Raw genomic sequence first — 25,556 nt, 5'->3', positions numbered from 1 at the left:
TCGCGACGCCGGCCTTCAGATATCGAGAAACACCGTTTCCTTAGGACCCTGCAGATGGATGTCGAAATGACAGGTCGCGCCGTCGCGGGTGGCGACCATCGTTGCGACGCGCTCGCGATGTTCGATGCGGGAAAGCAGCGGGTCGGCGGCGTTGGCTTCCGTCTCCTCGGGGAAATACATGCGCGTGTGCAGGCCGATATTGATGCCGCGGGCGACGATCCAGAAGGTGATGTGTGGGGCTTGTCTGCGGCCGTCCTTGAAGGGGACACGGCCGGGCTTGACCGTCTCGAAGCTGTAGACGCCGTCCTCGGCGCGGGTCGGGCAGCGGCCCCAGCCAGTGAAATTGGGATCGGCAGCACCGCGCATTTCCGACGGGCTGTTGTAGAGCCCGGCGCTGTCTGCCTGCCAGATCTCGATGACCGCATCGCGCACCAATGCGCCGGCGCCGTCGAAGATCCGGCCGGTGACGGTGATGCGTTCGCCGAGCGTCTTGTCGTTGACCATCGCGATGCCGAGATCGGTGTCGTAGACACCCGAGATGTCGCAGAAATTCGGCGTCAGGCCGATATGCACATAGGGACCTGCCGTCTGCGACGGGGTTTCCTTGAGGTAGCCGAGCTGCTGCATGGTCAGTTGCCCTCCGGTCTGTTTTCGAACATCGTCGAGCGGCGGCCGCGCAGCACGATATCGAATTTATAGGCACGTGAATCCATCGGGATGGTGTTGCCCCAGTCGAGCGGCGCGATCAGCTGCTCGATCGCCGCCTTGTCGGGGATGGTGCCGACGATCGGACATTTCCAGATCATCGGATCGCCTTCGAAGTACATCTGGGTGATCAGGCGCTGGGCAAAGCCATGGCCGAAGATCGAGAAATGGATATGGGCGGGACGCCAATCGTTGATGCCGTTCGGCCAGGGATAGGCGCCGGGACGGACGGTGCGGAAATGGTAGCGGCCTTCGTCGTCAGTGATGGCGCGGCCGCAGCCGCCGAAATTCGGGTCGATCGCGGCGAGATAGGTTTCCTTTTTGTGGCGATAGCGGCCGCCGGCATTGGCCTGCCAGAACTCGACCAAGGCGCCGGCAACCGGCCTGGCGCGCTCGTCGAGCACGCGGCCATGGACGATGATGCGCTCGCCAATCGCGCTTTCGCCGGGCTGCGCGTAGTTCAGGATCAGGTCGTTGTCGAGTTCGCCGATCATCGAATGGCCGAAGACCGGGCCGGTGGTCTCGGAAATCGTGCCGTCGAGCGAGAGCAGCGCGCGCTGCGGCGCGCGCAGGACGGAGGTCTTGTAGCCAGGCGTCAGCGCCGGCGCATGCCAGGCGCGGTCGCGGGCGAAGAAGCCGCTGGTCTCGGGCTTGCGGTTCGGTCGTTCGGACATGTTCCTCCCCTCAGGCCGCCTTTTCGGCGTCCATCTGTTCAAAGGCCTGCTTTGCGATCTTGATCGCGTGATTGGCCGCGGGAACGCCGGCATAGATCGCCACATGCAGCAGCGCCTCGCAGATATCCTCGCGGGTCGCCCCCGTATTGGCGGTGGCGCGCACATGCATGGCAACCTCGTCGTCCTGGCCAAGCGCGGCAAGCAGAGCGATCGTGATGATCGAGCGCTCGCGCTTCGTCAGTGCAGGGCGCGACCAGACATGGCCCCAGGCGGCCTCGGTGATCAGTTCCTGGAAGGGCCGGTCGAACTCCGTCGCAGCAGTGGCGGCGCGGTCGACATGGGCGTCGCCGAGCACGGCGCGGCGGGTCGCCATGCCCTGGCGATAGCGCTCGGAAGGGGACGCGGTTTCATTCATGGGCTGACTTCTCCAGGCGGAATGGATGTGAGGAAGGCGCGGATGATCGCCGTCAGCGCCTCCGGCTGTTCGACGCAGGGAATGTGCGCGCAATCAGGGATGATCTCGTAACGGGCGCCTGAGATCAGCCGCGCGGTCGAAAGCACGAGATCGGGCGGCGTCGAGCCATCCTGATCGCCGACGATGCAGATCGTCGGGACAGCGATCGTCTTTGCAACCTCGGTGAAATCGGCGTCGCGGATAGCGGCGCAGGCGGCGACATAACCCTCGACAGGCTGGCGCGTCAGCATGTTGCAATAGCCGGCATAGGCGGTGCTCTCGGGCCGGCGGAAGGCGGGCGTGAACCAGCGCTCCATGATGGCGTCGACGATGCTGGCGATGCCGCTTTTCTCGACGGCGGCGATGCGGGCGTTCCAGCTCTCCGCCGTGCCGATCTTGTGGGCGGTGTCGCAGAGGATGAGCGCGCGGACCAGATCCGGCCGGCGGTGATAGAGCGACTGGGCGATCAGGCCGCCGACGGAGAGGCCGCAGATGACGGCATCCTTGACCGACAGCAGATCGAGAAGGCCGGCGAGATCCGTCGCATGGTCCTCGATCGATGAGGGGAGCTGACCGACATCGGAAAGGCCGTGGCCACGCTTGTCGTAAAGCACGATGGCGAATTCGCCGGCAAGCCGCACCACGACGTCGCGCCAGATGCGAAAATCCGTGCCCAGCGAGTTGGCGAAGACGATCACCGGCCTGTCGGCAGGGGCACCAATGATCTGATAATGGATCGTCACGTCGTTTATGCGGGCGAATTGCACGTCACTCTCCTCCTGAATGGTGAAATTGACTGGTTGATCCGGTTAAGTAAAATGATATTTATTGGCGTTTCGATAACCCAGGAGTTATGCGATGATCGACAGCCGGGTCAAGTTCCGCCATCTGCAAACCTTTGTCGAGGTGGCGCGGCAGAAGAGCGTCATGAAGGCCGCCGAATTGCTGCATGTCAGCCAGCCGGCAGTCACCAAGACGATCCGCGAACTGGAACAAGTCCTGGGTGTCGATGTTTTCGAGCGCGATGGCCGCGGCATCAAGATCACCCGCTACGGCGAGGTCTTCCTGCGTCACGCAGGCGCGGCGCTGACGGCGCTGCGCCAGGGCCTCGATTCCGTCTCGCAGGAGCAGTTCGCCGATGCGCCGCCGATCCGGATCGGCGCGCTGCCGACGGTGTCATCGCGCATCATGCCGCGCGCGATGGAACTTTTCCTCAAGGAAAAGACCTGGAGCCGGGTGAAGATCGTCACCGGCGAGAACGCCGTGCTCTTGGAGCAGCTTCACGTCGGTGATCTCGATCTCGTCGTCGGACGTCTGGCCGGTGCCGAGAAGATGGCGGGCTTTTCCTTCGAGCATCTTTATTCCGAGCAGGTGGTGTTTGCCGTGCGCGCCGGCCATCCGCTGCTCGACGGCCGGCAATCGCTGTTTGCCGGCTTCGGCAACTACACGGTCCTGATGCCGACACGGGGTTCGATCATCCGGCCGGTGGTTGAAAATTTCCTCATCGCCAACGGCGTTTCCAGCCTGCCGACCCAGATCGAGACAGTGTCGGATTCCTTCGGCCGCGCTTTCCTCAGGGCAAGCGATGCGATCTGGATCATTTCCAACGGCGTCGTGGCCGGCGATGTGGCCGACGGGCGGCTGGCGCTTCTGCCAGTCGATACCGGCGAGACCAAGGGGCCGGTCGGATTGACGATGCGCGCCGATGCTGTGCCGACGCTGCCGCAATCGATCCTGATGCAGACGATCCGAGAGGCGGCAGGCGAGGCGGCCCTTTAAATTTGCTTGATGCATGCCCAGATTTGGACTATGTCTAATTCAAGACAGGAGGCTTTCATGCAGCATGCGCGACGAGAGCAACCAGAAGGCCAGCGGCCACAGCGGCTGGAAACGGAGCGGTTTGCTCCGGCCAACCGCAAGAGGCTGAGCGCCCCGGCCCTCCGAACCTTTCTGGCGATCGCCGATCTCTGGGGGCTGAGCGAGGAGCAGCGTCTGCTCATGCTCGGTTATCCCTCTCGGTCGACCTACCACAATTGGGCCAAACAGGCGCGCGAGCACGGTGCTTTCACGCTCGATGTCGATACGCTGACCCGCATCTCGGCCGTGCTCGGCATCCACCAGGCGCTCGGCGTGCTGTTTTCCGATGAACGCGCCGGCGTCGCCTGGCTGCGCACACCGCATCAGGCGCCGGTTTTCGGCGGCCATCCGCCGCTTGATATCGTGACGAACGGGACCCAGGACGGGTTGATGACCGTCCGCCGGTTTCTCGATGGCGGCCGAGGTGGTCTTTACATGCAGCCAAATATACTCGACGAAGCCTTCACGCCTTACGAAGATGCGGACATCGTCTTCCGGTGAGGGATCGATTTGCCCCGGCGCCGCGTCCGTCGTACCGGCTGATCCCGTCGCAATTTCCGCCAATCGGGCTTTTCGAGACGGTGACGCGGGCGGCCGATCTCGAAGCCGTGATGGAGCTCGTCGGCTGGACCAACGACCGTCTCGTCGCCGACCGCATCCAACGGCTCCCCGAGGACCAATGGGTTTACGGCGTTGCCAATGCCAGCATCGTCATGGCGGCCTTCCTGCATGTCGCGCCGGGAGGAATGCGCTTCAACGGCCGCGATCTCGGCGCCTGGTACGCAGCCGACGATCTCAAGACGGCCGCCGCCGAGGTTGGCCATCATCTCCGACGCGAGGCCGTCGCGCGCGGGGTCGCGACGATGGAGCGCACCTATCGAAGCTATTCAGCCAATCTGATTGGCGATTACCTCGACATTCGCGGAGAACAGACGCTGCGGCCCGATGTCTATGACGGCACCAGCTATGCGGCGTCGCAGTTGCTGGGAGAAGAGGTGCGCTCGAGTGGCGGCGCCGGTATCCTCTATGACAGTGTCCGGCTGAGAAGCGGAGTGGCGATCGTCGCCCACCGGCCGCGCAACATTCGGGACGTGGTGCAGGCCGACCACTTCGAAATCACCGTTTCCGCCGCCGACCGACGCATCGATGTCAGGAAGCTTGCAGCCTGAGGGCGGCGCCGGCGGGCTGCCGACACCGGAGATATCGTGATGCTCAATCCGGCAGTCGTTCGGCCCATGCCTTCGCCGCCTTCGCCATCGTGGAAAGGTGATCGGCACTGGAGAAACCGGAGATGGTCTTGCGCGGCTTGAGATCGTGGTCGCCGTCCTCGAGCCAGAGGATCTCGATCTTGTCGGACAGATCATAGCCCGGCACCTCGTCCCGTGTGCCGAATTCGTCGCGCGTTCCCTGGCAGATCAGCGCGGGCGTCGTAAGCCCCGTGAGATGGCCGGTGCGCAGCTTCCCAGGCTGGCCGGGCGGATGGAAGGGATAGCCGAGGCAGAGCAGGCCGGCGATCTTTCCCCGACGATGGAGATCGTCGGCGACCATGCTGGCGACCCGGCCGCCCATCGACTTGCCGCCGATGATCAAAGGGCCGCTGGCGCCCAGTTCGGCAATCGCCGCCTCGTATTCGGGATTGAGCGTTTCGGCGCGCGGCGGCGGTTTACGACCGTCGGAGGTGCGGCGGGCGGCCATATAGGCGAATTCGAAACGAGCGACGCGGAAGCCAACGTTGGCGAGCGCATTTGCCGCTGCTGTCATCGACGCCGAATCCATCGGCGCGCCGGCGCCATGCGCAAGAAGGATCGTGAAGCGCGCATCCTGGGGGCCCTGCAGCAGAAACCTGTCAAGCATCGGTAATCCTCCGTCCCATCGCCGGAACTATGTCGACGGCCGTGACTTCTTTCTGGAAAGGAGACTGACAATGTCGACGAATGATCAAAACGTAAAGCCCGAGCAGCGGCGACCCAAGGATGTCGGCGCCGTTCCTGAAAAGCCGGAGCCCGCCGACGCGGAATCGATGGCGCCGCCGGTGGTGCAGCCGGCTGGGGTCAGGGACAAAAGCGAACGACCCGTGGTCAATCCGATCACCGGGGTCGCCTCCTGATCGACTACGGTCGATTATCGTGTGGAACCGCAAAACGGCCTCTTGAAACACCGGCGGAAAGGGTCCATATACCCGTCCTGCCTGAAAAATGGATGCGCGCGGTATCGACGTCGTCGAACTGTTCGTTGTCCGACAGGATAAGGGCGCTCCCCGCAAGGGTCGAGCGCCCTTTTTGCTTTACAGCCCTTGCGCATATCGCCGCTTTCGGCTTGTCGTTTGATGGCGGAAGGGATTCCAGCGGCGCAGAAACGAGGCCTCGCGAGACTGCATCATGTCGCAGAGCTCTTTCATGCGAATGTTGTTCATAGTCATTCCACATAGACGGGACCGCTCGCCAGCTCGGGGATTTTATCAGGCCGCTTTCTTTCGACGTTTCATGTCGGCTTCGACGCTCTTCTTGACGGCATCCATGATGTTGATGACGTTCTAAAAGCTTTGCGGCGTCGTCGTTTTTGCCCCTGGCCGCCTTGGACGATTTGGAGCCTTCTTCTTGGTAGCTAACGTCGAGCTGGGTGTAAAATAAACTGATCACCATGTAGCGGTGCGTCGCGATCGAGGACAGGGGATAGTCTCTGATGGATTGACGGGCCGGCCGGCGTTAGACAAAACGCGTCAGCAGGAGTTTATCGATGCGTGTTGCCGCCATCCTTTTCATAGCCGTCTGCCTGTTTCTGGCCGGGGCGACCGCTTCCCGCGCATATGTGAGCAACTCGAACCTTTGGCTGCTCGCCACCGCGCTTGTCCTCTACACGTTGGGCAATCTCTCGATGATCGCTCTCATGCGGACAAGTGGGCTTTCCCTTGCTATTTCGTTGTCCTCGGTCGCGCAGCTCGTCGCCATCAACGCGATCGCCGTTTTGGTTTTCGACGAGCGGCTCGGCTGGCATCAGGCGGTTGGCGTACTCCTCGGGATAGCATCGGTTACGCTCATGGTGATCGGATGAATGGCTCTCAATTGCGTTTCCTTGACTACGGCGGATGGCAGTCGTGGGGCGGACTCTCATGGACGCAAAACGTCATGCGGCGATTTGACGGCGGTATCGGACAAGAGGCTCGGCCGAAACCAGGCTTGGGTGCCAAGGCGACCTGAACATGAACGATATCACGCTTCTTTTCCTTGCTGGCTTGTTAGCAGGCAGCATGAATGCGTTGGCGGGCGGCGGGTCGTTCGTATCCCTGCCTGCGCTGATATCGGTCGGAGTGCCGTCGGTAACCGCAAACGCGACAAGCACCTTAGCCTTGTTTCCCGGCGGTATGGCGAGCTCGTGGGTCTACCGTGACGGGGTTAGGAGTGTGTGCGGCGTCAATGTCGTGCCCATTGCCATCGTGACGGTCATGGGTGGCGTGGCCGGAAGCATTCTATTGCTGCTAACCCCCTCCAGGATTTTCGATGGTCTCCTGCCATGGCTTTTGCTGGTGGCGACATTGATGCTGGCGGCCGGTCCGAGGGTCAGCGCCCAGTTGCAGACGCAGGCACGTCCGAGTGTTCTGACCTTCGCAACGATTCAATTCTTTCTCGGTCTTTATGGCGGCTATTTTGGCGGCGCGGTGGGTCTTATGATGCTTGCGGCATGGAGCGCGCTCGGGGGCGGGGCCATCAAGAGCCTGAATCCGACAAGAATGGTGATGGTCACTGCCGCCAACGCGGTCGCCGTCGTCGTCTTCATACTTGCCGGCGCAATCGTATGGCAGGAGTGCATTCCCATGACGATTGGGGCCGTTATCGGCGGATGGATAGGAGCCCACATCGGACGTAGGCTGCCACCATCGGTCGTGCGGGTGCTAACCCTCGCGGTCGCCATTTTAACGACCGCGGTCTTCTTTTCGCGAGCTTACCTTTGAGCGGAGGTCCCGCCACCCCTCAGGCTCTCAGTCAATAACTTGCAATTGCAAGAGCCGAACTCCTCCAAAATGCTCAAGGGCCTCGACGAATTGGATCGCGGGAAAGCGTCGATCTAGCGGATGTGATTGAGAACGCTCGAACGATCGTCATTGCCGCCAAATATTGGCGGCACGCGGATGAGCTGGTGTCCAGTGTTCGCCTTTCCAAATGCGCGGATTTGCTGGTTTATGGGCGAGAGGCACGATCCCGGGCTGCTGGATCACTCAACTAGCGCTCGCAATGCGGCGGGCGCGCCCTCGAAGGCATAGGGATTGAGGAACTGGCGTCGCCAGAACAGTTTCTTGTCTACCGGTGAAAGTTGGGCTTCCGTGCACGTGGCATCCCATTCATCGCGGATGGTGGCGATTTGCCGGGCGGCAATGGCCTCGGCATCCCCGGCCGATAGCAGGAATATGGGTGCAGCTTCAATGCAGAGAGCTATTTGGCTTACGCGCTGCTCCTCAACGACAAGCATCGCCTGCGTTGCCTCCCTGCCATTCCGCGCCTGCGGGCAGATGTCATAAGCGGGAGTCAGCACAAGGCGTTGACCGTTCCAGAATGCGGCGTGGTTGCGGGCGTGGTCGTCCGTATTGCCGCACAGAATATTGAAGACCAGCCGGGCATAGAGTTCGCGCAAACTCGCTTTGGGTGCGTCGAACCTGTGACGGATAATCGAGGCCAGCTCTTCGTAGCTGGCATAGCGCGCCATCATTTCATCAAGGCCCTGCAGCGTCAGTGCAGAGACCATGGCCCGGCGATGCCACCCGCCAGCCACCTTGTCGCGGTCGAACCGGCGGATGAGCAGGACATCCTTGGTTCCCGCCTTCTCCATGCGAACCGGTGCCGCATTGATACCGGCCAGGGCTGCAAGTCGCATAGCGATGAATTCGGCTTTGACGACGCTGTAGACGTCGCTCTGTGAGGAGAATTTGACAATATACTTAGAATCGCCCTCCTCGAGGATGGCTTTGGGTCGTGCGCCCCCAATGGAGCTGCCGTGCAGTAACGCAGCGTCCAGATCGGCCGGGAGCGGTACGCCCTCTTCGACGTGGCGCGCCGCGTCGGCAAGAAGGGCGAGCGACGGCGTGGTGGCCTGACGGGCCACGTACTTCGTCGCTGACCTCTGAAAATCGAGCGCCCCGATGCGATCCGAGCCGGACTCCAGCAGGTAGGTCAGTTCGTCAAGATCGGCGGGATCGATCTCATTACCCTTTCGGCCCAGCTGACGATTGATGATGACGCGGCGGCCCCAGGCATCGGGCGCGGCATCCCGCAATGAACTGGGCATGGAAAGCCCTGCAGGCAACGGTAATGCCCCGGCTTGGAGGGGCAGCTCAGGCTCGTAAAGGGAAATAGCGTCGTTGCGGCCCAGATAGCTGCGGCCGTAGTTGAAGATCAACTGGCTGCCGCTACGCTCAAGACGACCGGCGACGACTGGCTCAGTGCTTCCGGGTAGCCATACCCAGACGAAAGCTTCGTTGTTCTCAACCTTAGAAGTCATCCTTCACCTGCCTGGAGGACGGGCGGACGGACTTCGGAAGAAGCGCAAGCGTCGCGTTGTTTGCCGATATCGCTGTTGCAAGCGTTGCATGGTCGGCGTTGAACAGGCGCACCCCCACAATGGCGGCCACCTCGAAGAAGGCTCCGATGGCGCAGGCAGGGTCGCCCTTTTCGATCCGCTGCAACAGGCCGCGGGAGATACCGGCGCGGTCCGCCAGCTCCTGCGTGGTGAGTTTGCGCTCGATCCGGGCCCGCCTGATTAACTGGCTGAACGCTAGCAGGGCGTCCCGGCTATAATGTGAGTAAGCGCGTGATACGGGCTTGGGCATGACCATTGATCCATTAATGAGCCACCAAATGACTTTGCGGCCTATTTATAGATCAGTATCTTGAATATTCGCCTGATAGTCAACAAAAAAGCCCGTTCGGGCTATTAGTAGACCATAACATCGCTTTACGGCCTATTTATAAGCCACCCCTGTCTATAGGCGTTACGTTGATTATAGGGTCCCGTCCCGAGGGGATGAAGCCGTGTTATCATCCAAGTTCGCAGGCTGAAATGGCGGGGCGATTTAGCATGGACCAGCAATTATCAAGCGGATCTGCCCCCAAGGACGGCGAGCTCATGCCAATCAACAAAACGTCGCATGATTTCAATCAGCAACATGCACCTGAACGCCGCGGCAGAGCAGTCCCCAAGTCGGGCTTCGTTGGGCCTCCTGGGCGTGAGCTTGCGTCATCGGATCGTCGCCCTCGTCTGGCTCGGGGCCGTCCCAGGCGGCGGAGTCTCCCCAGGGTCTCGCTCAGGTTCGGGATTGCCGATCGGCGGCGCTGGCGGCGGAACGATGGGCTCGTTGGGTACGGACATAATTTGCTCTCCTTGCTGACCGGGAAAACTCGCGTGTCCTTCCGTTTATTCAAGAGGTGGTGCCGTGAAGAGATGCTTTTCTCGAGCAGAGAACTGATCGCTGCCGACGGTCTCGAGCCATGACCGACTCTTTGAACAGTAAAGCAAGGGTACAAACATCAAAAAAGCCTGCGCTCTCTAGGAGAAGACGGACAAGGCGATCCGAGGATCCTGCAAGCGGTATGGTATCGGCGGCTCCATGCCTGGCTCGCCGATCGAGATATCAGTGCCGGTTTTGATGATGGTGAAACATGGCGACGTAGCAGCGCTGGTGCTCCGCCAGGCAATCGCAGTCATTCTCGGATGAAGCGGAATTTTGATGATGTCGGCGTTCCGGAATGATTCGGGGCGTTCGACTTCCTCGCGAACGTGTCGCCGCCCTGGTGGCTTCAGCATGGCGGGTAATGAGGCTGGCGAGCGTTTCCCAGGCAACAGGTGCTAGCGCTGACGCTGGCTATGCTGATGCGACTGAAGCGCCTTAATGTTCTCCGTTTCATGATGCGGCATGCGAAACGAGCTTCGGCGTGCCAGCGAAGATTACGGAACAGTTCTTGCACGGTTACTAATATATTTACCGCGGGAGAACTAAAGTCATGAAATGGCACACATCCGGAGAGTTTACCCCTCTGATGCTCGTCGTAAGCGGATCGGAAAAATACAAGCTTGTCGCGACCCTTTTCCAGGCTGCCGAAATGCTGACGGCCAGCTGGCCGGTCGACGATGGAGAAGAATACCTTATAGCGATTAGGGCGTGCCGGAATGCAATTCATGGGGAAATTCCGGCTCAGGACGCGCGGGCAGCGCTTATCCGTGCCGCCGACGAAGCTGGCATTCCGGTGATCACCGTTCACTGAGTTTCAGCCGACGGTGAAATGAGTTCACGGGCGCCTGACACGGCTCTCTCGTTCCGCTGCATACGCAGGTCCATGCCGCTGAACATCACTTTCAGGCCCCGCGAGGCCAGCAGTTCTTTCTGCCGCTCTTCGCGACAAGTGCCAGCTTCCCTTCCTTCATGCACTTCGCGTGCGTCTGCGGTGTGTCGAAGCCGGAAACGAAGGGAACACCTTCCCAGCAACCGCATGTTCTGCCCGCCGCATTTTAGCGTGTCGCCGTCGCCGACAGTCAAAGATACGCAGATGATTCAGCCCAGCAATCATTGAACGATATCACCACGCTCGGTCGCCTCCAGCTTTCGCCTGAGTGCCTGTTCCTGCTCGTATGACTTGTGCGTGAAATGCTCGAAGCACCACCAGCGGGTCGCCACGGCCGGAGAAGGACTGTTGCCCCAGCCACCCCACTCCTCGCATCCCTTTTCCTCGCAATAGTGGACATGCCGGCCGGCTCGGCGACTGGGTTAAGATCAAGTGCATCCAGAGCGACAGTTTTTGTGATCGTCGGCTACGAGCGATCCACAGTCGCGCGTGCCGGGATAGGTCGGCTTCTGCTCGCCGCGCGCAAGGGCAAGGAGCTAGTCTACGTTGGCGGGGTCGACTGGCTTCAACGAGCGCAACGCTTATGAGCTTCGTGAGAAGCTCGATGGCCTCGTGACATCCACGCCGGCCGCCGCTGTTGATCGTAAGGGAGCAATATTCGTGAAGCCAAAGCTCATCGCCGAGATCGAATACCGGGCGTGGACGGATGACGGGAAGCTGCGGCATGCCGCCTTTGAGGGGCTGCGGGAGGTGCAGGATGAGGCGACGGTTTATGAGATGGAATAATCCGCCAGCGCCGCTACGGCCCGCAATTGTAACAAGGCTTGAGGATCCCCGTCAAAACTAGAGTAATTGGGATAAAGATGGCCGAGCTAACCACCACGAAAAGAGGCCAAACGATCAGGAGTTTCTCTCTCGGCTTCGCCGTAAAGCGATCATCATCTCCGAACTCGGAAATTTTTGGGCCGAAATCTTCGCTGAAGTCGAAGCCATTCTTATAATAGAAGATGATTGACCGGATGTACCAATACCAGCTGTTGGCGCAAATGGCACCTGACCCGCAGAACCCGAACCACACCCACAGCGGAGCCTGCTCTTGAGCACCCAATAAACTTCTCCCTAACGACCGACGCCTAGTAGCGTTTGCACCAAGAGATCAAGCCGTGCCATCAACTTCGCCGTCTTCGTCGAGTTCATGCACCGGCAGATACGTGTTCTTCTCCATCCACTCCCGCACGATGAACCTGATCGTGTCGTTACGCGTCATGCCGAACTCGCTAGCCAGGTCTCGCAGGGCGTCCTCGACATCATCCTCCATCGACACGGCGCCGGAATTACGCAGCCGCAGCGCCGCGCGGCGAAGCATGATCTGCAGATCGGCGCGTGAGATATCTGCGATCCGATCGGCGGCGTCTTCGAGGAGAGTTGCGGTGTCGGGGGATGTCATGGGTTCACCTGCGCGCGGTCATTGGGGATGGCGCAGCGAAATGATGACCCACCACGATTTGCCGGACGAACGGACAGTCCATCCGAGCTGCCGGCCGTCCAAAGGCGCAGCCGCCGAGGAGGGAGGCCGCCGGAAAATTTGCAAATGGAGCGGGTCATCAGGTGCTACTCGTCAATCTCATTGCCATCATCGTCGTACTCCGCCCCACGGTCAGAGTCCTCGACATAAGTCCGGCATCCCTCTTCAAAAGATGATGAATCGCCCGAACAATCGTCCTCGCTTTGAATGCCGTTCTCCTCCGCCCATTCATAGCCGGCCCTGTGACCCTCGCAGTTATCGACGCATGAATTCCCGCCGAAGCTCTGCGCGAAGACCGGGGCTGCCAGGGTTGACACCAGCACAGCGCTCGCAAACAACGTTGCCATCACTCTCCACATTACCAACCTCCCGGACGAGACATTGCGCTTCTGCCACCGCACCTATTGCCGGCGGCGTCGTATTGCCAATCGTACTGGCAGTTGCCTGGATAGCGTCTCGTTGGAGTATATGCACCGCCGCCGCAGTTGCCATTAGCGCATACAGCAGCAGCGGTTCCGACCAATGCAAGCCCCACGAGAACCGCAGCGGCCTGCCGTTGCTGAGCGACCATCTGCTCACATTCCAACATGCTCATCCCGCGTCGGTTCACTTCCGCCACGAGCTGGAATTGAAACGCTGGATCTTGTGTTTCCAGAGCCGTCTTGCAAAGCGCGGCTTTGCTCACGGCCGACGGCTTGTTGTTAAATTCAACCGGCGTCGTCGTGCAGCTCGCCAAGGCGAGCGACATCGCCACGACGCCGAAACGTCGAACTAACAGATACAATTTCACGGATAACCCCTCAGTTGCCCGCTGCCAACATCGCAGAATTCGGTTCCACGTCAAATTGCATATTAATCTATCGTTAACGCAGCTTTAGGATGTACGGCGAAGGCTGCCATTGGCGTATTGCGCATCCTGTCTTACTGTTTGCGCAAGGGCGGCGCCGCCCGACGAAATCAAATCTGGAGATCCGCTCGCGAGATATCCACGATCGGGTCGGCGGCGTCCTCTCGGAAGGGCGCGATGCTGATCATCAGCGGGTTCGATGATCCGCGTTCGGACGCGCGATCTTGATGTGCTGGGCTTTGGCGATCCGGGCGCCGAGCCGGCCAAGCGCGTGACGAATATTTTCCGTCGGCTCTGTCGATTTTCGCCTCAGCCGATCGTCCTTGTAATGATGTGCTGGCACCCAGTCGTGGCTTCAGCACGTTCTCAGGCAACAGAAGGAGCTATTGTCATGGATAATCAGCATCTGGTCCCCGCCGCCGTGCTCGCGGCCAAGAACGGCGTCCGGTTTCCCAATGAGAGTGAGGAATATCGCATTGCCCGCGACGCGCTGCTGGCCGAAGAGATCGAATTGCGCCGGCACATCGAGCGCGTGGCGGTACAGCGCCGGGCGTTGCCGCCAGGCGGCGAGGTCACGAAAGACTACCGCTTCGAAGGCAGGGATGGGCCGATATCCTTCAGCGAACTCTTCGCCGACAAGGAGACGCTGATCGTCTACAGCTACATGTTCGGCCCGGAACGCGAGCGCCCTTGCCCGATGTGCACTTCGCTGCTGTCGGCCTGGGACGGCGAGGTGCCCGACATCCAGCAGCGCGCGGCCTTGGCCGTCGTCGCACTTTCGCCGATCGGCAGGCTGCTCGCCTTCAAGAAGGAACGCGGCTGGCACCACCTGCCGCTCTACTCCGACCCGACGGGCGATTACAGCCGCGACTATCACGCGATCGGCAGGGGCGGCGGCGATGACGCGGCCTTCAATGTCTTCACGCGCCGCGGCGGCAGCATCCGCCATTTCTGGAGCCAGGAGATGGGCGAGGTGACGGCCGACCCCGGCGAGGATCCGCGCGGCGCACCAGACCTGATGCCGCTCTGGACCGTCATCGATTCGACGCCTGAAGGCCGGCCGGCGGACTGGTATCCGAAGCTGTCTTATTGAATTCAGCGGCGTCGTCCGCCGTCAGCCGGTGGAGCGGTTTCTGGAGGCCTCGACCCATTCGATGCTGGTGACCGCGGCATCCGGCAGCGGCGGCGGATCGATGTCGTAGACATAGCCGGAGAGCATGTCGGCGGCGCGTTCCGTCGCCTTGATCTTCGCCTCGGTTTCCGCGACCGCCTTGGAGATCGCTTCGATGCGGGCGCGGAACATGTGGGCGAGCACATCGCGGCCGGACTGTTTTTCGAGCCGCTCCAGATGCAGGCCGATGCGCGAGGCGTGGCGCTCCAGTTCGCTCTTGCTGAAACGCGCCTTTCGCAGTTCTTCGGAAAGGCTGTCCTGCATGACGGCGACGGGATCGAAACTTCCGGGTGCGCGCTCGTCGAGCACCGCGTCGGTAACGAGTTTCTCGATCATCACCAGCGCCTGCAATTCGGCCGCATCGGCGAATTCGACGTCGTAGCCGGTATCGTCGTAGACCTTGCGCCGGACCGGATCGAGAAGCAGCCCATAGGCTTTCTGCAGATTGGCAAAGGCCTCCGAATCACCGCCCGAATCGGGGTGGGCGACCTTCGCCAGGCGCCGATAGGCGGCCTTCAGCTGCGCCTCGTCCGCATCGCGTTCAACGCCGAGAATATCGTATGGATCCGTCACGCCTGCTCCCTTGCTCCCCGGCACGTTGCGGGCAGTCTAGGTCTTCTTCTGCATCAGAAGAGCGAAGTTTAGACCGAAACGAGGAATAACGTCCATGGCCCGAGATGGCGATGGTTTATGCCAAAGCTCCGCCGTTTCACAGATTGTTTAATATTTTCAATTTGTTGTTCGAAGATCAGCTCGTGGTGATCGAAGCGAGATAACATTTGGCTTCACCATCGATTTCCAGCACGGTCGCGGCCGCGTCGTCGATCAGCAGCGCATCGCCGGCCCCAAGTGCTCCGGTCTCGCTGTCCCGTCGGAATGAGAGTGCGCCGCGATGGCAGAGGAACAGGCATGTCGAGGGCGGCAGCGGCACGGTCTTGTCGCCATCGACGTCGATGCGGATCAGCGTATGGGCGAGCCCATCACGACGCGTCATGACGTTGAGATCGGTGATCGCTCCGTCCTCGAGCCTGGCCGCAACCGGGATATCCGCCGGGAAGGCCAGCGGATCGCTTGCCGTTGTCAGCAGCACGGGCGTGCTGCCTGCGACATCAAGCAGCATGCCGTTGCCATCAAGGATCGCCAGCGTGCGGTCGATGCCGGGAAAGATCGAAAACGGGCCATCCTCTGCGACGGTCGCCATGCTGATGCGCCAATCGAAGTCATCGATCGAAGCGCCGGGTGGAAAGACGGCGATCTCTACCGTCTGTCCCTTGCCGTTTTTCCAGGACATGCGTTTGTGATCGCCGGCGCGCAGGATCCTCACCGGGTTCAGTTCCCGAGAATGCCGGGCAGGCGCAGGCCCTTTTCCTTGGCGCAGTCGATGGCGATCTCGTAACCGGCATCGGCGTGGCGCATGACGCCGGTCGCCGGATCGTTCCAGAGCACGCGCTCGAGGCGTCTCGCGGCATCATCCGTGCCATCGGCGCAGATGACCATGCCGGAGTGCTGCGAGAAGCCCATGCCGACGCCGCCGCCGTGATGCAGAGACACCCAGGTGGCGCCCGATGCCGTGTTGAGGAGGGCGTTGAGCAGCGGCCAGTCGGAGACGGCGTCTGAGCCGTCCTTCATCGCTTCGGTCTCGCGGTTCGGCGAGGCGACGGAGCCGGAATCGAGGTGGTCGCGGCCGATGACGATCGGGGCGGAGAGTTCGCCTGTTCTCACCATTTCGTTGAAGGCGAGGCCGAGCTTGTGGCGGTCGCCGAGACCCACCCAGCAGATGCGCGCCGGCAGGCCCTGGAAGGCGATGCGCTCCCTGGCCATGTCGAGCCAATGATGCAGATGCTTGTTTTCAGGCAGCAATTCCTTCACCTTGGCATCGGTCTTGTAGATATCCTCCGGGTTGCCGGAAAGGGCCGCCCAGCGGAAGGGGCCGATGCCGCGGCAAAACAGCGGGCGAATATAGGCCGGCACGAAGCCCGGAAAGGCGAAGGCGTTTTCGAGGCCTTCGTCCTTGGCGACCTGGCGGATATTGTTGCCATAATCGAGTGTCGGCACGCCGGCATTCCAGAAGGCGATCATCGCTTCGACATGCTCGCGCATCGAGGCGCGCGCCGCTTTTTCCACAGCCTTCGGATCGCTTTCGCGCTTTGCCTTCCACTCACCCATCGTCCAGCCCTTCGGCAGGTAGCCGTTGATCGGGTCGTGGGCCGAGGTCTGGTCGGTGACGATATCGGGGCGGATGCCGCGGCGGACCATCTCCGGCAGGATTTCGGCAGCATTGCCGAGCAGGCCGACGGATTTCGCCTCGCCGGCCTTGGTCCAACGGTCGATCATCTCAAGCGCTTCATCGAGCGTCTCGGCCTTGGCGTCGACATAGCGGGTGCGCAGGCGGAAATCGATCGAATCGGGATTGCATTCGACGGCCAGGCAGCAGGCGCCGGCCATGACGGCGGCGAGCGGCTGGGCGCCACCCATGCCGCCGAGCCCGCCGGTCAGGATCCATTTGCCCTTGAGATTGCCGCCGTAATGCTGGCGACCTGCCTCGACGAAGGTCTCGTAGGTGCCCTGCACGATGCCCTGGGTGCCGATATAGATCCACGAGCCAGCCGTCATCTGGCCGTACATGGCAAGGCCCTTCTTATCCAGCTCGTTGAAATGGTCCCAAGTCGCCCAATGCGGCACGAGATTGGAATTGGCGATCAGCACGCGCGGCGCATCCTTGTGGGTGCGGAACACGCCGACCGGCTTGCCGGATTGCACGACCAGCGTTTCTTCTTCCGTCAGCGTCTTCAGCGTCGCGACGATGCGGTCGAAATCCTCCCAGGTGCGGGCGGCGCGGCCGATGCCGCCATAAACGACGAGCTCGTTCGGGTTTTCGGCGACATCGGGATCGAGATTGTTCATCAGCATGCGCAACGGCGCTTCGGTCATCCAGCTCTTGGCATTGAGATCGTTGCCGCGGGGCGCGCGGATTTCGCGGATGTTGTGGCGTGGATTGTTCATGGCGGTTCCCCTGTCGAGATCGTTATCGTTTGAGGCCTGGCGCAATCTTTTCGATGCGCACCAGAATGTTTTTGAGATGGACGCGAAGTCTGTCTGCCTTGGCGGCGTCGTAGGCAAAGGGGGCCGCCTCGGTCTCAAGATGCGTTGATTGCGCCAGCTCCATCTGGATCGCGTGCACACCAGTGTCGGGCCGACCATAGTGGCGTGTCGTCCAGCCGCCCTTGAAGCGACCGTTGAGCACGCTGTCGTAACCTTCGGCAGCTTCGACGACGGTGAGCGCCGCCTGTTCGATCGTGCTGTCGCACGTCTTGCCCATATCGGTGCCGATGTTGAAATCCGGCAGCTTGCCCTCGAACAGGAAGGGAATGTGCGAGCGGATCGAATGGCAGTCGTAGAGGATCGCGACGCCATGGATTGCTCTCACACGCTCGATCTCGGCGGCAAGTGCGGCATGATAGGGGGCATGAAAGTCGCGCAGCCGCGCCGCGATGTCGGCTTCGTCAGGTCCTTGCCCATCCTTCCAGATCGCCTTGCCGTCGAAGTCCGTCTGGGGAATGAGGCCGGTGGTGTTCTGGCCGGGATAGAGGCTGACGCCGGCCGGATCGCGGTTGGCGTCGATGACGTAGCGGTGGAAGGTGGCGCGCACTGTCGTGACGTTGTCGAGCAGGCCGTCATAGAGGTAGTGGATGTGCCAGTCGGTGTCGGCGAGCATCCTGCCATTGTCGTTGAGACGGTCGGCGATCTCAGCCGGTACGTCGGTGCCGGTATGGGGGAAGCCGAGGATGACGGGGGAGGTGCCTTGGCGAATTTCGAAGACTGAGGTCATGGCGAAAACCCCTCCCCAATCCCTCCCCGCAAGGGGGAGGGACTAAGCTGTGGCATCGCCTCGTAAAATAACGAACCGGACGCATATTCGGCGGTGGAAGATGAATACGGCGAGGCGCGCGTGTTAAGCCCCTCCCCCTTGTGGGGAGGGGTTGGGGAGGGGACTTTTTCCTTCACCATCATCTCAACCCTCCAGAACCGGCAGAATACCATTCGAAACCGAGGCGTTCAGTGCGCCCGTCGCCACCAGTTCGGCGGCGGCGGCGAGGTCGTTTGCCATATAGCGGTCGACGTCGAGGCTAGGAACTTTGGTGCGGATCGTGGCGATCGCCTTGCCGAGTTCCGGGCTGGTCGATAGCGGCGCGCGCAGTTCGACGCCTTGGGCGGCGGTCAGCGCCTCGATGCCGATGATGCCGAACAGGTTTTCGGTCATGCTGAGCAGGCGGCGGGCGCCGTGGCAAGCCATGGAGACATGGTCTTCCTGGTTGGCCGAAGTCGGCGTTGAATCGACCGAGGCCGGGTGCGACATCTGCTTGTTCTCCGACATCAGCGCCGCCGAGGTGACCTCGGCGATCATCAGGCCGGAATTCAAGCCCGGCTTCTTGGCGAGGAAGGCCGGCAGGCCGTAGGAGAGGGCCGGATCGACGAGCAGCGCGATGCGGCGCTGCGAGATCGCGCCGATCTCGCAGACCGCCAGCGCGATCTGATCGGCGGCGAAGGCGACGGGTTCGGCATGGAAATTGCCGCCGGAGACGACGGAATTGTCCGAGAGTACCAGCGGATTGTCGGTGACCGCATTGGCTTCGATTTCAAGGGTGCGGGCGACCGAACGCAGCAGATCGAGGCAGGCGCCGTCGACCTGCGGCTGGCAGCGAATGCAATAGGGATCCTGCACACGCTCGTCGCCTTCGATATGGCTCTGGCGAATGATGGAATTTTCAAGCAGGGCGCGAAGCGCGGCCGCCGTGTCGATCTGGCCCTTATGGCCACGCAATGTATGAATATCCGGATGGAAGGGCGCCGATGAGCCCATGGCGGCATCGGTGGACATGGCGCCGGTGATGAGTGCCGCCTGTGCGGCACGATGAGCGCGGAAGAGGCCGGCAAGTGCCAGCGCCGTCGAGGTCTGGGTGCCGTTGATGAGAGCGAGGCCCTCCTTGGCGGCGAGCACGATCGGTCTGAGGCCAGCCCTCTCGAGGGCTTCAGCGCCCGAGAGGCGTTCGCCGGCGAAGAAGGCTTCGGCCTCGCCCATCATCACCGCCGCCATATGGGCAAGGGGCGCAAGATCGCCGGAGGCGCCGACCGAGCCCTTTTCCGGGATCAGTGGAGTGACGCCCTTTTCCAGCATGCCTTCGATCAGCCGCACCAGCTCCAGCCGCACACCCGAGGCGCCGCGCCCAAGCGAGACCAGCTTCAGCGCCATGATCAGCCGCACGATATTGTCGGGCAGCGGCGCGCCGACGCCGCAGCAATGCGACAGGATGAGATTGCGCTGCAAGGTGGTCACATCGGCGCTGTCGATCTTGATTGAGGCGAGTTTGCCGAAGCCGGTATTGATGCCGTAGACCGGCGCATTGCCGGCGGCGATCTCGGCGATGCGGGCAGCGGCCTTGGCGATCCCCGCATCGAAGGCGGGATCGAGCCTTGCCGGAACACCGGTCCAGTAGATGATTTCCAGATCCTTGAGCGAGACGGAGCCCGGGTGGAGCGTGATGGTCATCGGCCGTTCCTTTCGCCCTTGAAGACGCGTGCGTGAAGCGGGTTGAAGCCGATGCGGTAGACGAGCTCGGCGAGGCTTTCGATATTCCAGATGGCGAGATCGGCGGATTTGCCGGCTTCGAGCGTTCCTGTCTTGTCGAGCAGACCGAGCGCGCGGGCGCCTTCGCGGGTGGAGCCGGCGATGCATTCCTCGACGGTGAGGCCAAAAAGTGTGGCCGACATGTTCATGGTGAGCAACATCGAGGTGAGCGGCGAGGTGCCGGGATTGCAATCGGTGGCGATCGCGATCGGCACGCCTGCCCGCCGCAGCGCCTCCACCGGCGGCTTCTGCTTTTCATGGATGGCGTAGAAGGCGCCGGGCAGCAGCACGGCGACGGTGCCGGCTGCGGCCATCGCCGCAACGCCATCTTCGTCGAGATATTCGAGGTGATCGGCTGACAGTGCGCCATAGGACGCGGCGAGCTTGGCGCCGCCAAGATTGGAGAGCTGGTCGGCATGCAGCTTGACCGGCAGGCCAAGCGCCTTGGCCTTGTCGAAGACGCGGGCGATCTCGGCCGTGGAAAAAGCGATGCCCTCGCAGAAGCCGTCGACGGCATCGGCAAGACCAAGGCCATGCATGTCGTCGAGACCGGGCAGGACGACATCGTCGAGATAATCGCCGTTGCGACCCTTATATTCTACAGGCGTCGCATGGGCGCCGAGATAGCTGGTGGCGACGCGGACCGGACGGATGTGGCCGAGCAGGCGGGCGCTCTGCAGGATTTTCACTTCACCGGTCCGGTTCAGCCCGTAGCCGGACTTGATCTCGATCGTCGTCACACCTTCGGCAAGCAGCGTGTCGAGCCGCGGCAGAGCCTGCGCGACAAGCTCCTCGACCGACAGCGCATTGGTGGCCTTCACCGAGGAGACGATGCCGCCGCCGGCGCGGGCGACCTCCTCATAGGTCGCGCCTGCTAGGCGCATTTCGAACTCGCGGGCGCGGTTGCCGCCGTGGACGATATGGGTGTGGCAGTCGACGAGACCAGGCGTTACCCAGCGGCCTTCGAGATCGATAATGTCGGAATGTTCGATGGCCGATGCCGGCAGCTCACTTTCGGCGCCGGCAAAGGCGATGCGGCCGTTTTCGATCAGCACGGCGCCCTTTTCGACGATGCCGAGCCCCGATTTTGTCGGCGCCAGCGTGGCCAGCCGCGCATTGCGCCACAGCACTGGGCGGGTGTCGGCAGAAGGGGCTTCGTCTGAAAAATTGTTCCCGGTCATCAGCTTTGCGCCTTTCCTTATGCCAAAACATGTATATACATAATCGACAGGTGACAAGAGAAATTTTGTGCGCTTTTCTGGAAAAGAAAGATCGGCGGCACGGCAAGAGGAGAGGGAAGGTCATGACCACGCTTCACGCAGGCACGGCGCTGACGCCGCAGGGCTGGCAGAAAGACGTGCGGCTGACGCTTAAGGCCGGGCGCATCGCGCGGATCGAAATCGGCACCGCTCCCGAACCCGGCGATGAACGCCACGCTCTTCTCGTTCCCGCCATGGCGAACCTGCACAGCCATGCCTTCCAGCGGGTGATGGCCGGCCTTGCGGAAGTGCGCGGCCCGGCCAATGACAGCTTCTGGAGCTGGCGCACTGTCATGTATAAATTTGCCCTGGCGATGACGCCGGAGCATGTGGAGGCGGTCGCCGCCAAGCTTTATGCGGAAATGCTGGAGGCCGGTTTTTCCCGGGTCGGCGAATTCCACTATCTCCACCACGACAGGGATGGTGGCGCCTACACCAATATCGCCGAGCTTGCCGAACGCATTGGTGCTGCGAGCGATGAGACCGGTATTGGCCTGACGCTGCTGCCGGTCTTTTATGCCCATTCCGGTTTCGGCGGAGCTGCCCCCATCCACGGCCAGCGGCGCTTCATCAATTCGCTCGAAAGCTTCGAAAGGCTGATGGAGGGATGCCGGGCGGTGACCGGCCGGCTCGATGGCGCCGAGCTCGGGCTGGCGCCGCACAGCCTGCGCGCCGCAACCCCGGACGAGCTCACAAGGCTGGTGCCGATGGCGGGCGCCGGTCCCATCCATATCCATGTCGCCGAGCAGGTGAAGGAGGTCGAGGACTGTATCGCCTGGTCCGGCGCCCGGCCTGTGCAATGGCTGCTCGATCATGCGCCTGTGGATGAGCGCTGGTGCCTGATCCATGCGACGCACATGACCGGGGACGAAACGCGGCGGATGGCGAAAAGCGGCGCAATCGCCGGTCTCTGCCCGATCACCGAAGCCAATCTCGGCGACGGCGCCTTTGCCGCGCCGCTTTTCCTCGAAGAGGGCGGGCGTTATGGCATCGGTTCGGATTCCAACGTGCTGATCTCCGTGCCGGAGGAACTGCGTCAGCTCGAATATTCGCAGCGCCTGGCGCTTCGCGCCCGCAACGTCGTCGCAGCACCCGGCGGTTCGACGGCGCTTTCGCTGTTCAGCCAAGCGCTTGCCGGTGGCGGTGCCGCATTGAAAGCACCAGCAGGTCTCGCTGAGGGGCATCATGCCGATTTCGTTTCGCTCAATGCCGCGGCCGTTCCCTACCTCTCTGGCGACCAGATTCTCGACCATTGGGTGTTTGCCGGCGGCGTCGCCGTCGATTGCGTCTGGGCACATGGCCGCAAGCAAGTGGAGGGCGGGCGCCATCTCAGGCGCGATGCTATCGACCGGCGTTTCCTGGCTGTCATGGGCGAATTGCTGGCCGCCTGAAAAAGAGCTTTTCCTATCCGGACATTCGAATTAGAGCGGGAGACTAATCGGAGCGTGGCGATGAATCAAAGCAGGGATCCCACCTTGCATCAGCGCATCCTCAGCGACATCGAGGGCCGTATCGTCTCGGGCGATTGGCCGCCGGGGCACCGCATTCCCTTCGAGGTCGATCTCGCCACGCAGTATGACTGCTCGCGCATGACGGTGAACAAGGTGCTGACCCAGCTTGCCAAGGCCGGCCTCATCGAGCGCCGCAAGAAATCCGGCAGCTTCGTCACCCAGCCGCAGGCGCAATCCGCCATTCTCGAAATCCACGACATCAAGGCCGAGGTGCAGTCGCTGAACCTGCCCTATTCCTATGCGGTATCGAAGAAGACGAGCCGCAAGGCCAAGGCGGACGACAGTCGACGGTTGGAACTGCCGGTCGCCTCTTCGGTCGTCGAGGTCGTCTGCATCCACAATGCCGGCATGCGGCCCTTCTGCCTGGAGGAGCGGTTGATCAGCCTTGCGACCGTACCGGAAGCCGCTGATGCCGATTTCCTGACGATGGCGCCGGGTCCGTGGCTGCTCAACCAGGTGCCGTGGAGCACGGCCGAACACCGGATCCATGCCGTTTCCGCGAATGCCGAAGTGGCCGCCGTCCTCGATATAACGCGCAATACCGCCTGCCTCGTGGTCGAACGCCGCACATGGAGCGGCGCCGGCCCGGTGACGCATGTGCGCTTCACCTATCCGGGCGATCGGCACGCGCTGGTCGCCCGATTCACGCCAGCATCGTAAGAAGTCGGTCATGTTCCATATACAACATGACCGGTGTTTTCATTCCTCGAACATTTTGCCGCTGCGCGCTTCCAGCCGGTAACGGTGACCGGGATAGACCAGGCGGGCGGTCGAGACTACCTGCTTTGCCGACCATGTGCGCCGGCGGATCGTCAGGCAGGGTTCGGTCTTCATGATGGTCAAGAGCTTGCATTCCCAAGCCTGCGGCATTGCCGCCTCGACGACGTGCTCGGAGCCGCTGAGCGGGGCTGCGGCCGTCAGATAGGCGTTCGGTGTCAGCGTCGAAAAATCCTGAGCGAGATATTCTGGGGCGGCTTCCGGATGGACGAAGCGGTCCTCGATCTGCACGGGGACGCCGTTTTCGCTGTGGACGATCAGCGAGTGGAAAACCGCAGCGCCGATCGGCAATTCGAGCGCGTCGGCAACCTCGGGAGAGGCGGTTTCCTGGGCGAGAACGACGACAGCGGCCTCGTGGACATGGCCGCGTTCGGCGATTTCCTCGGCGATATTGCGGACTTCGAACAGTGCCGAATAGCCCTTGCGCTCGGCGACGAAGGAGCCGACGCCCTGGATGCGGATGAGTTCGCCTTCGTTGGCGAGTTCGCGCAGCGCCCGGTTGGCGGTCATCTTGCTGACGCCGAGTTCGACGACCAGTTCGTTTTCCGAGGGCACGCGGTATTTCGGCGGCCACTCGCCGCTCTGGATCCGGTCGAGGATCACCTGCTTGACGCCGGCATAAAGGGGAGTGCTGTCATTTTCCGCCAGTTCGCGCTTCATCTCGCCGGGACGCTTCATTGCCTATTCCTTTTGCACGAATGGAATTCGCCACATAATTCGACTTTCCCTCTTGCATATCACAAAATATCTCATATGGTACCATATACAACCTCCCAATCGGTCCTTTGAGAAAAATAGGACAAGAAAGGGCAAGCCGGCGAAGATCGGTCGTGGTGCCGCAAGGTCTGTTTCAACTCCAGAGGAGAATTCACAAATGAAATTCAGCGCAATCCTGCTTTGTGGCGTGGCGGCTTTTTCCGCCTTCGCCGCGCCTGCCTTTTCCAAGGACTGGACGAAGGCGACTATTACACTCGAAGGCGCCTATGCGCCCTGGAACCTCACCAATGCCGACGGCACGCTCGGCGGCTTCGAGCCGGAACTCGCCAAGGTGCTCTGCGAGCGCGCCAAGATCGAATGCACGCTGGTTGCCTCCGACTGGGACGGCATGATCACGGCGCTCAACGCCGGCAAGTTCGACGTTATCATGGATGCGCTATCGATTACCGAAGAGCGTAAGAAGATCATCGACTTCACCATTCCCTATGCCGCCACGCCCGCCGCCTTCGCCGCCGCCAAGGACAGCCCGCTGTCGAACGCCGCCGGCACCGGCGCCACAATCAAGATGACGCCCGGCCAGACCGGCGTGAAGGAGATCGACGCGCTGAAGGAAGTCTTCAAGGGCAAGACGATCGGCATCCAGGCGGCCACCGTCTACGCCAAGTTCGTCTATGACAATTTCGGCGACATCGCCGAGATCCGCGAATACAAGACCGGCGCCGATCGCGACCTCGACCTCCAGAACGGCCGTATCGACCTCGGCTTCGATGACGCCGTCTATTTCGCCAACGCGTTTAAGGCCGCCAACGACACGCTCGCCTTCACCGGCCCAGAGATCGCCGGCTCGATCTGGGGCGAGGGTGAAGGCCTCGGCCTGCGCAAGGCCGATACTGATCTGCGCGACAAGTTCAACGAAGCGATCAAGTCCGCACTCGCCGACGGCACGGTCAAGACCCTGTCGATGAAGTGGTTCAAGATGGACGTCAGCCCGCTGCAGTAAGCGTTTCGGCCCTTCGGCCGGAAACGCCTGTCTCCGGCTTGATCGCCGGAAACAGCATGCTCGAACAGGATGATTTTAGGCCGGGTCGGCCTAAAATCTGAATCC

The 25,556-nt window shown here is 61.7% G+C and carries 30 protein-coding genes and 2 pseudogenes; 12 read left to right on the top strand and 20 right to left on the bottom strand.

The window, feature by feature from the left end; all coding sequences use genetic code 11:
• Window positions 1–15: 15 nt before the first annotated feature.
• From pcaG to pcaD, 4 genes are read right to left on the bottom strand one after another with little or no spacing between them, the layout of a single operon-like run.
• Entirely contained in the window at window positions 16–627 is a 612-nt protein-coding gene (pcaG, locus tag FY112_RS18365) for a protocatechuate 3,4-dioxygenase subunit alpha (protein WP_017957847.1), read from the bottom strand.
• Window positions 628–629: 2 nt separating this feature from the next.
• A complete protein-coding gene (gene pcaH / locus FY112_RS18360) occupies window positions 630–1,379 on the bottom strand; it encodes a protocatechuate 3,4-dioxygenase subunit beta (protein WP_017957848.1) in 750 nt (249 codons plus the stop codon).
• Between the two features lie 10 nt (window positions 1,380–1,389).
• Window positions 1,390–1,794 carry a 4-carboxymuconolactone decarboxylase gene (gene pcaC, locus FY112_RS18355; RefSeq protein WP_017957849.1) on the bottom strand — a complete coding sequence of 135 codons (405 nt, stop codon included), beginning with the start codon at window positions 1,792–1,794 and terminating at the stop codon, window positions 1,390–1,392.
• Window positions 1,791–2,600, bottom strand: coding sequence for a 3-oxoadipate enol-lactonase (gene pcaD / locus FY112_RS18350; RefSeq protein WP_151519014.1), 810 nt, complete (start codon window positions 2,598–2,600; stop codon window positions 1,791–1,793). The genes pcaC and pcaD overlap by 4 nt, the downstream gene beginning before the upstream one ends.
• A 91-nt stretch (window positions 2,601–2,691) precedes the next feature.
• Here pcaD and pcaQ point away from each other — a divergent pair, with 91 nt between their 5' ends.
• From pcaQ to FY112_RS18335, 3 genes are read left to right on the top strand one after another with little or no spacing between them, the layout of a single operon-like run.
• The gene (gene pcaQ / locus FY112_RS18345) at window positions 2,692–3,612 is read left to right on the top strand and encodes a pca operon transcription factor PcaQ (protein WP_017957851.1); all 921 of its coding nucleotides are present in this window, start codon (window positions 2,692–2,694) and stop codon (window positions 3,610–3,612) included.
• Window positions 3,613–3,669: 57 nt separating this feature from the next.
• The gene (locus FY112_RS18340; protein WP_017957852.1) at window positions 3,670–4,191 is read left to right on the top strand and encodes an MbcA/ParS/Xre antitoxin family protein; all 522 of its coding nucleotides are present in this window, start codon (window positions 3,670–3,672) and stop codon (window positions 4,189–4,191) included.
• Entirely contained in the window at window positions 4,188–4,859 is a 672-nt protein-coding gene (locus FY112_RS18335; RefSeq protein ID WP_017957853.1) for an RES family NAD+ phosphorylase, read from the top strand. The genes FY112_RS18340 and FY112_RS18335 overlap by 4 nt, the downstream gene beginning before the upstream one ends.
• A 43-nt stretch (window positions 4,860–4,902) precedes the next feature.
• Here FY112_RS18335 and FY112_RS18330 read toward each other — a convergent pair whose 3' ends face one another.
• Window positions 4,903–5,544, bottom strand: a complete 642-nt coding sequence (locus tag FY112_RS18330; protein ID WP_017957854.1) for an alpha/beta family hydrolase — start codon at window positions 5,542–5,544, stop codon at window positions 4,903–4,905.
• Window positions 5,545–5,614: 70 nt separating this feature from the next.
• Between FY112_RS18330 and FY112_RS18325 the strand changes: the two genes are divergently transcribed.
• Window positions 5,615–5,797: a hypothetical protein gene (locus FY112_RS18325; protein ID WP_003548476.1), complete on the top strand. Its 183-nt coding sequence runs from the start codon at window positions 5,615–5,617 to the stop codon at window positions 5,795–5,797.
• 4 nt (window positions 5,798–5,801) lie between these two features.
• Here FY112_RS18325 and FY112_RS36815 read toward each other — a convergent pair whose 3' ends face one another.
• Window positions 5,802–6,332 (bottom strand): hypothetical protein, encoded by a 531-nt coding sequence (locus FY112_RS36815; protein WP_181018241.1) that lies wholly within the window; start codon window positions 6,330–6,332, stop codon window positions 5,802–5,804.
• 94 nt (window positions 6,333–6,426) lie between these two features.
• Between FY112_RS36815 and FY112_RS18315 the strand changes: the two genes are divergently transcribed.
• Both FY112_RS18315 and FY112_RS18310 read left to right on the top strand, forming a co-directional pair.
• Window positions 6,427–6,741: an EamA family transporter gene (locus tag FY112_RS18315; protein WP_026158366.1), complete on the top strand. Its 315-nt coding sequence runs from the start codon at window positions 6,427–6,429 to the stop codon at window positions 6,739–6,741.
• Window positions 6,742–6,889: 148 nt separating this feature from the next.
• Complete coding sequence (locus tag FY112_RS18310; RefSeq protein ID WP_017957857.1) at window positions 6,890–7,639, top strand: sulfite exporter TauE/SafE family protein; 750 nt, start codon at window positions 6,890–6,892, stop codon at window positions 7,637–7,639.
• Window positions 7,640–7,899: 260 nt separating this feature from the next.
• Here the strand turns inward: FY112_RS18310 and FY112_RS18300 are convergent, their stop codons facing one another.
• The 3 genes and pseudogenes from FY112_RS18300 to FY112_RS37910 form a co-directional block, all read right to left on the bottom strand.
• The gene (locus FY112_RS18300; protein ID WP_026158367.1) at window positions 7,900–9,180 is read right to left on the bottom strand and encodes a HipA domain-containing protein; all 1,281 of its coding nucleotides are present in this window, start codon (window positions 9,178–9,180) and stop codon (window positions 7,900–7,902) included.
• Complete coding sequence (locus FY112_RS18295) at window positions 9,170–9,508, bottom strand: helix-turn-helix transcriptional regulator (RefSeq protein WP_011654946.1); 339 nt, start codon at window positions 9,506–9,508, stop codon at window positions 9,170–9,172. Before FY112_RS18295 ends, FY112_RS18300 begins: the two co-directional genes overlap by 11 nt.
• A 324-nt stretch (window positions 9,509–9,832) precedes the next feature.
• Window positions 9,833–10,047 (bottom strand): annotated as a pseudogene (locus FY112_RS37910) (hypothetical protein).
• Window positions 10,048–10,679: 632 nt separating this feature from the next.
• Here FY112_RS37910 and FY112_RS18285 point away from each other — a divergent pair.
• Both FY112_RS18285 and FY112_RS18275 read left to right on the top strand, forming a co-directional pair.
• The gene (locus FY112_RS18285) at window positions 10,680–10,940 is read left to right on the top strand and encodes a DUF982 domain-containing protein (RefSeq protein ID WP_017957861.1); all 261 of its coding nucleotides are present in this window, start codon (window positions 10,680–10,682) and stop codon (window positions 10,938–10,940) included.
• Between the two features lie 478 nt (window positions 10,941–11,418).
• Window positions 11,419–11,804: pseudogene (locus FY112_RS18275) on the top strand (ATP-dependent DNA ligase); the annotation flags it as partial.
• 13 nt (window positions 11,805–11,817) lie between these two features.
• On the opposite strand, the gene FY112_RS18270 reads toward FY112_RS18275, so the two are convergent.
• From FY112_RS18270 to FY112_RS18255, 4 genes are all read right to left on the bottom strand, one after another.
• Window positions 11,818–12,126 (bottom strand): hypothetical protein, encoded by a 309-nt coding sequence (locus FY112_RS18270; protein WP_017957864.1) that lies wholly within the window; start codon window positions 12,124–12,126, stop codon window positions 11,818–11,820.
• Window positions 12,127–12,174: 48 nt separating this feature from the next.
• On the bottom strand, window positions 12,175–12,465 hold the full coding sequence (locus FY112_RS18265; RefSeq protein WP_017957865.1) for a hypothetical protein: 291 nt from the start codon (window positions 12,463–12,465) through the stop codon (window positions 12,175–12,177).
• A 164-nt stretch (window positions 12,466–12,629) separates the two neighbouring features.
• On the bottom strand, window positions 12,630–12,902 hold the full coding sequence (locus FY112_RS18260) for a hypothetical protein (RefSeq protein WP_017957866.1): 273 nt from the start codon (window positions 12,900–12,902) through the stop codon (window positions 12,630–12,632).
• Window positions 12,902–13,333, bottom strand: coding sequence for a hypothetical protein (locus FY112_RS18255; RefSeq protein ID WP_017957867.1), 432 nt, complete (start codon window positions 13,331–13,333; stop codon window positions 12,902–12,904). The genes FY112_RS18260 and FY112_RS18255 overlap by 1 nt, the downstream gene beginning before the upstream one ends.
• A 448-nt stretch (window positions 13,334–13,781) precedes the next feature.
• Here FY112_RS18255 and FY112_RS18245 point away from each other — a divergent pair, with 448 nt between their 5' ends.
• Window positions 13,782–14,483 carry a DUF899 family protein gene (locus tag FY112_RS18245; protein ID WP_026158368.1) on the top strand — a complete coding sequence of 234 codons (702 nt, stop codon included), beginning with the start codon at window positions 13,782–13,784 and terminating at the stop codon, window positions 14,481–14,483.
• 21 nt (window positions 14,484–14,504) lie between these two features.
• Here FY112_RS18245 and FY112_RS18240 read toward each other — a convergent pair whose 3' ends face one another.
• The 6 genes from FY112_RS18240 to hutI all read right to left on the bottom strand — a co-directional run bounded on the left by FY112_RS18240 (window position 14,505) and on the right by hutI (window position 21,368).
• Window positions 14,505–15,134: a J domain-containing protein gene (locus FY112_RS18240; RefSeq protein WP_026158369.1), complete on the bottom strand. Its 630-nt coding sequence runs from the start codon at window positions 15,132–15,134 to the stop codon at window positions 14,505–14,507.
• Between the two features lie 175 nt (window positions 15,135–15,309).
• The gene (locus tag FY112_RS18235; protein WP_094088473.1) at window positions 15,310–15,885 is read right to left on the bottom strand and encodes a HutD family protein; all 576 of its coding nucleotides are present in this window, start codon (window positions 15,883–15,885) and stop codon (window positions 15,310–15,312) included.
• Window positions 15,886–15,890: 5 nt separating this feature from the next.
• The gene (hutU, locus tag FY112_RS18230; protein ID WP_026158370.1) at window positions 15,891–17,564 is read right to left on the bottom strand and encodes a urocanate hydratase; all 1,674 of its coding nucleotides are present in this window, start codon (window positions 17,562–17,564) and stop codon (window positions 15,891–15,893) included.
• Between the two features lie 22 nt (window positions 17,565–17,586).
• Window positions 17,587–18,390 (bottom strand): N-formylglutamate deformylase, encoded by an 804-nt coding sequence (hutG, locus tag FY112_RS18225; RefSeq protein WP_017957872.1) that lies wholly within the window; start codon window positions 18,388–18,390, stop codon window positions 17,587–17,589.
• 183 nt (window positions 18,391–18,573) lie between these two features.
• Window positions 18,574–20,109: a histidine ammonia-lyase gene (gene hutH / locus FY112_RS18220; RefSeq protein ID WP_017957873.1), complete on the bottom strand. Its 1,536-nt coding sequence runs from the start codon at window positions 20,107–20,109 to the stop codon at window positions 18,574–18,576.
• Window positions 20,106–21,368, bottom strand: coding sequence for an imidazolonepropionase (hutI, locus tag FY112_RS18215; protein WP_151519012.1), 1,263 nt, complete (start codon window positions 21,366–21,368; stop codon window positions 20,106–20,108). The genes hutH and hutI overlap by 4 nt, the downstream gene beginning before the upstream one ends.
• A 122-nt stretch (window positions 21,369–21,490) precedes the next feature.
• On the opposite strand from hutI, the gene FY112_RS18210 reads away from it, so the two are divergent.
• Both FY112_RS18210 and hutC (FY112_RS18205) read left to right on the top strand, forming a co-directional pair.
• Window positions 21,491–22,837 (top strand): formimidoylglutamate deiminase, encoded by a 1,347-nt coding sequence (locus FY112_RS18210; RefSeq protein WP_017957875.1) that lies wholly within the window; start codon window positions 21,491–21,493, stop codon window positions 22,835–22,837.
• A 60-nt stretch (window positions 22,838–22,897) separates the two neighbouring features.
• Window positions 22,898–23,617, top strand: a complete 720-nt coding sequence (gene hutC / locus FY112_RS18205) for a histidine utilization repressor (protein ID WP_151519011.1) — start codon at window positions 22,898–22,900, stop codon at window positions 23,615–23,617.
• 39 nt (window positions 23,618–23,656) lie between these two features.
• On the opposite strand, the gene hutC (FY112_RS18200) is transcribed toward hutC (FY112_RS18205), so the two are convergent.
• On the bottom strand, window positions 23,657–24,412 hold the full coding sequence (hutC, locus tag FY112_RS18200; RefSeq protein WP_011654961.1) for a histidine utilization repressor: 756 nt from the start codon (window positions 24,410–24,412) through the stop codon (window positions 23,657–23,659).
• Between the two features lie 196 nt (window positions 24,413–24,608).
• Between hutC (FY112_RS18200) and FY112_RS18195 the strand changes: the two genes are divergently transcribed.
• Window positions 24,609–25,451, top strand: a complete 843-nt coding sequence (locus FY112_RS18195) for a transporter substrate-binding domain-containing protein (RefSeq protein WP_017957877.1) — start codon at window positions 24,609–24,611, stop codon at window positions 25,449–25,451.
• Window positions 25,452–25,556: the final 105 nt, after the last annotated feature.

Source organism: Rhizobium sp. PEPV16, from assembly GCF_008919455.1.
In the GTDB taxonomy this organism is placed as follows: Bacteria; Pseudomonadota; Alphaproteobacteria; order Rhizobiales; family Rhizobiaceae; genus Rhizobium; species Rhizobium leguminosarum_Q.
Note: the sequence above shows the minus strand (reverse complement) of the source record. Positions and strands in the feature narration are given on the sequence as shown.

Coding starts and splice junctions, on each gene's coding strand:
- pcaG (WP_017957847.1), bottom strand. CDS start 627: ATGCAGCAGCTCGGCTACCTCAAGGAAACCCCGTCGCAGACGGCAGGT.
- pcaH (WP_017957848.1), bottom strand. CDS start 1,379: ATGTCCGAACGACCGAACCGCAAGCCCGAGACCAGCGGCTTCTTCGCC.
- pcaC (WP_017957849.1), bottom strand. CDS start 1,794: ATGAATGAAACCGCGTCCCCTTCCGAGCGCTATCGCCAGGGCATGGCG.
- pcaQ (WP_017957851.1), top strand. CDS start 2,692: ATGATCGACAGCCGGGTCAAGTTCCGCCATCTGCAAACCTTTGTCGAG.
- FY112_RS18340 (WP_017957852.1), top strand. CDS start 3,670: ATGCAGCATGCGCGACGAGAGCAACCAGAAGGCCAGCGGCCACAGCGG.
- FY112_RS18330 (WP_017957854.1), bottom strand. CDS start 5,544: ATGCTTGACAGGTTTCTGCTGCAGGGCCCCCAGGATGCGCGCTTCACG.
- FY112_RS18325 (WP_003548476.1), top strand. CDS start 5,615: ATGTCGACGAATGATCAAAACGTAAAGCCCGAGCAGCGGCGACCCAAG.
- FY112_RS36815 (WP_181018241.1), bottom strand. CDS start 6,332: ATGGTGATCAGTTTATTTTACACCCAGCTCGACGTTAGCTACCAAGAA.
- FY112_RS18315 (WP_026158366.1), top strand. CDS start 6,427: ATGCGTGTTGCCGCCATCCTTTTCATAGCCGTCTGCCTGTTTCTGGCC.
- FY112_RS18310 (WP_017957857.1), top strand. CDS start 6,890: ATGAACGATATCACGCTTCTTTTCCTTGCTGGCTTGTTAGCAGGCAGC.
- FY112_RS18300 (WP_026158367.1), bottom strand. CDS start 9,180: ATGACTTCTAAGGTTGAGAACAACGAAGCTTTCGTCTGGGTATGGCTA.
- FY112_RS18295 (WP_011654946.1), bottom strand. CDS start 9,508: ATGCCCAAGCCCGTATCACGCGCTTACTCACATTATAGCCGGGACGCC.
- FY112_RS18285 (WP_017957861.1), top strand. CDS start 10,680: ATGAAATGGCACACATCCGGAGAGTTTACCCCTCTGATGCTCGTCGTA.
- FY112_RS18265 (WP_017957865.1), bottom strand. CDS start 12,465: ATGACATCCCCCGACACCGCAACTCTCCTCGAAGACGCCGCCGATCGG.
- FY112_RS18260 (WP_017957866.1), bottom strand. CDS start 12,902: ATGTGGAGAGTGATGGCAACGTTGTTTGCGAGCGCTGTGCTGGTGTCA.
- FY112_RS18245 (WP_026158368.1), top strand. CDS start 13,782: ATGGATAATCAGCATCTGGTCCCCGCCGCCGTGCTCGCGGCCAAGAAC.
- hutU (WP_026158370.1), bottom strand. CDS start 17,564: ATGAACAATCCACGCCACAACATCCGCGAAATCCGCGCGCCCCGCGGC.
- hutG (WP_017957872.1), bottom strand. CDS start 18,390: ATGACCTCAGTCTTCGAAATTCGCCAAGGCACCTCCCCCGTCATCCTC.
- hutH (WP_017957873.1), bottom strand. CDS start 20,109: ATGACCATCACGCTCCACCCGGGCTCCGTCTCGCTCAAGGATCTGGAA.
- hutI (WP_151519012.1), bottom strand. CDS start 21,368: ATGACCGGGAACAATTTTTCAGACGAAGCCCCTTCTGCCGACACCCGC.
- FY112_RS18210 (WP_017957875.1), top strand. CDS start 21,491: ATGACCACGCTTCACGCAGGCACGGCGCTGACGCCGCAGGGCTGGCAG.
- hutC (WP_151519011.1), top strand. CDS start 22,898: ATGAATCAAAGCAGGGATCCCACCTTGCATCAGCGCATCCTCAGCGAC.
- hutC (WP_011654961.1), bottom strand. CDS start 24,412: ATGAAGCGTCCCGGCGAGATGAAGCGCGAACTGGCGGAAAATGACAGC.
- FY112_RS18195 (WP_017957877.1), top strand. CDS start 24,609: ATGAAATTCAGCGCAATCCTGCTTTGTGGCGTGGCGGCTTTTTCCGCC.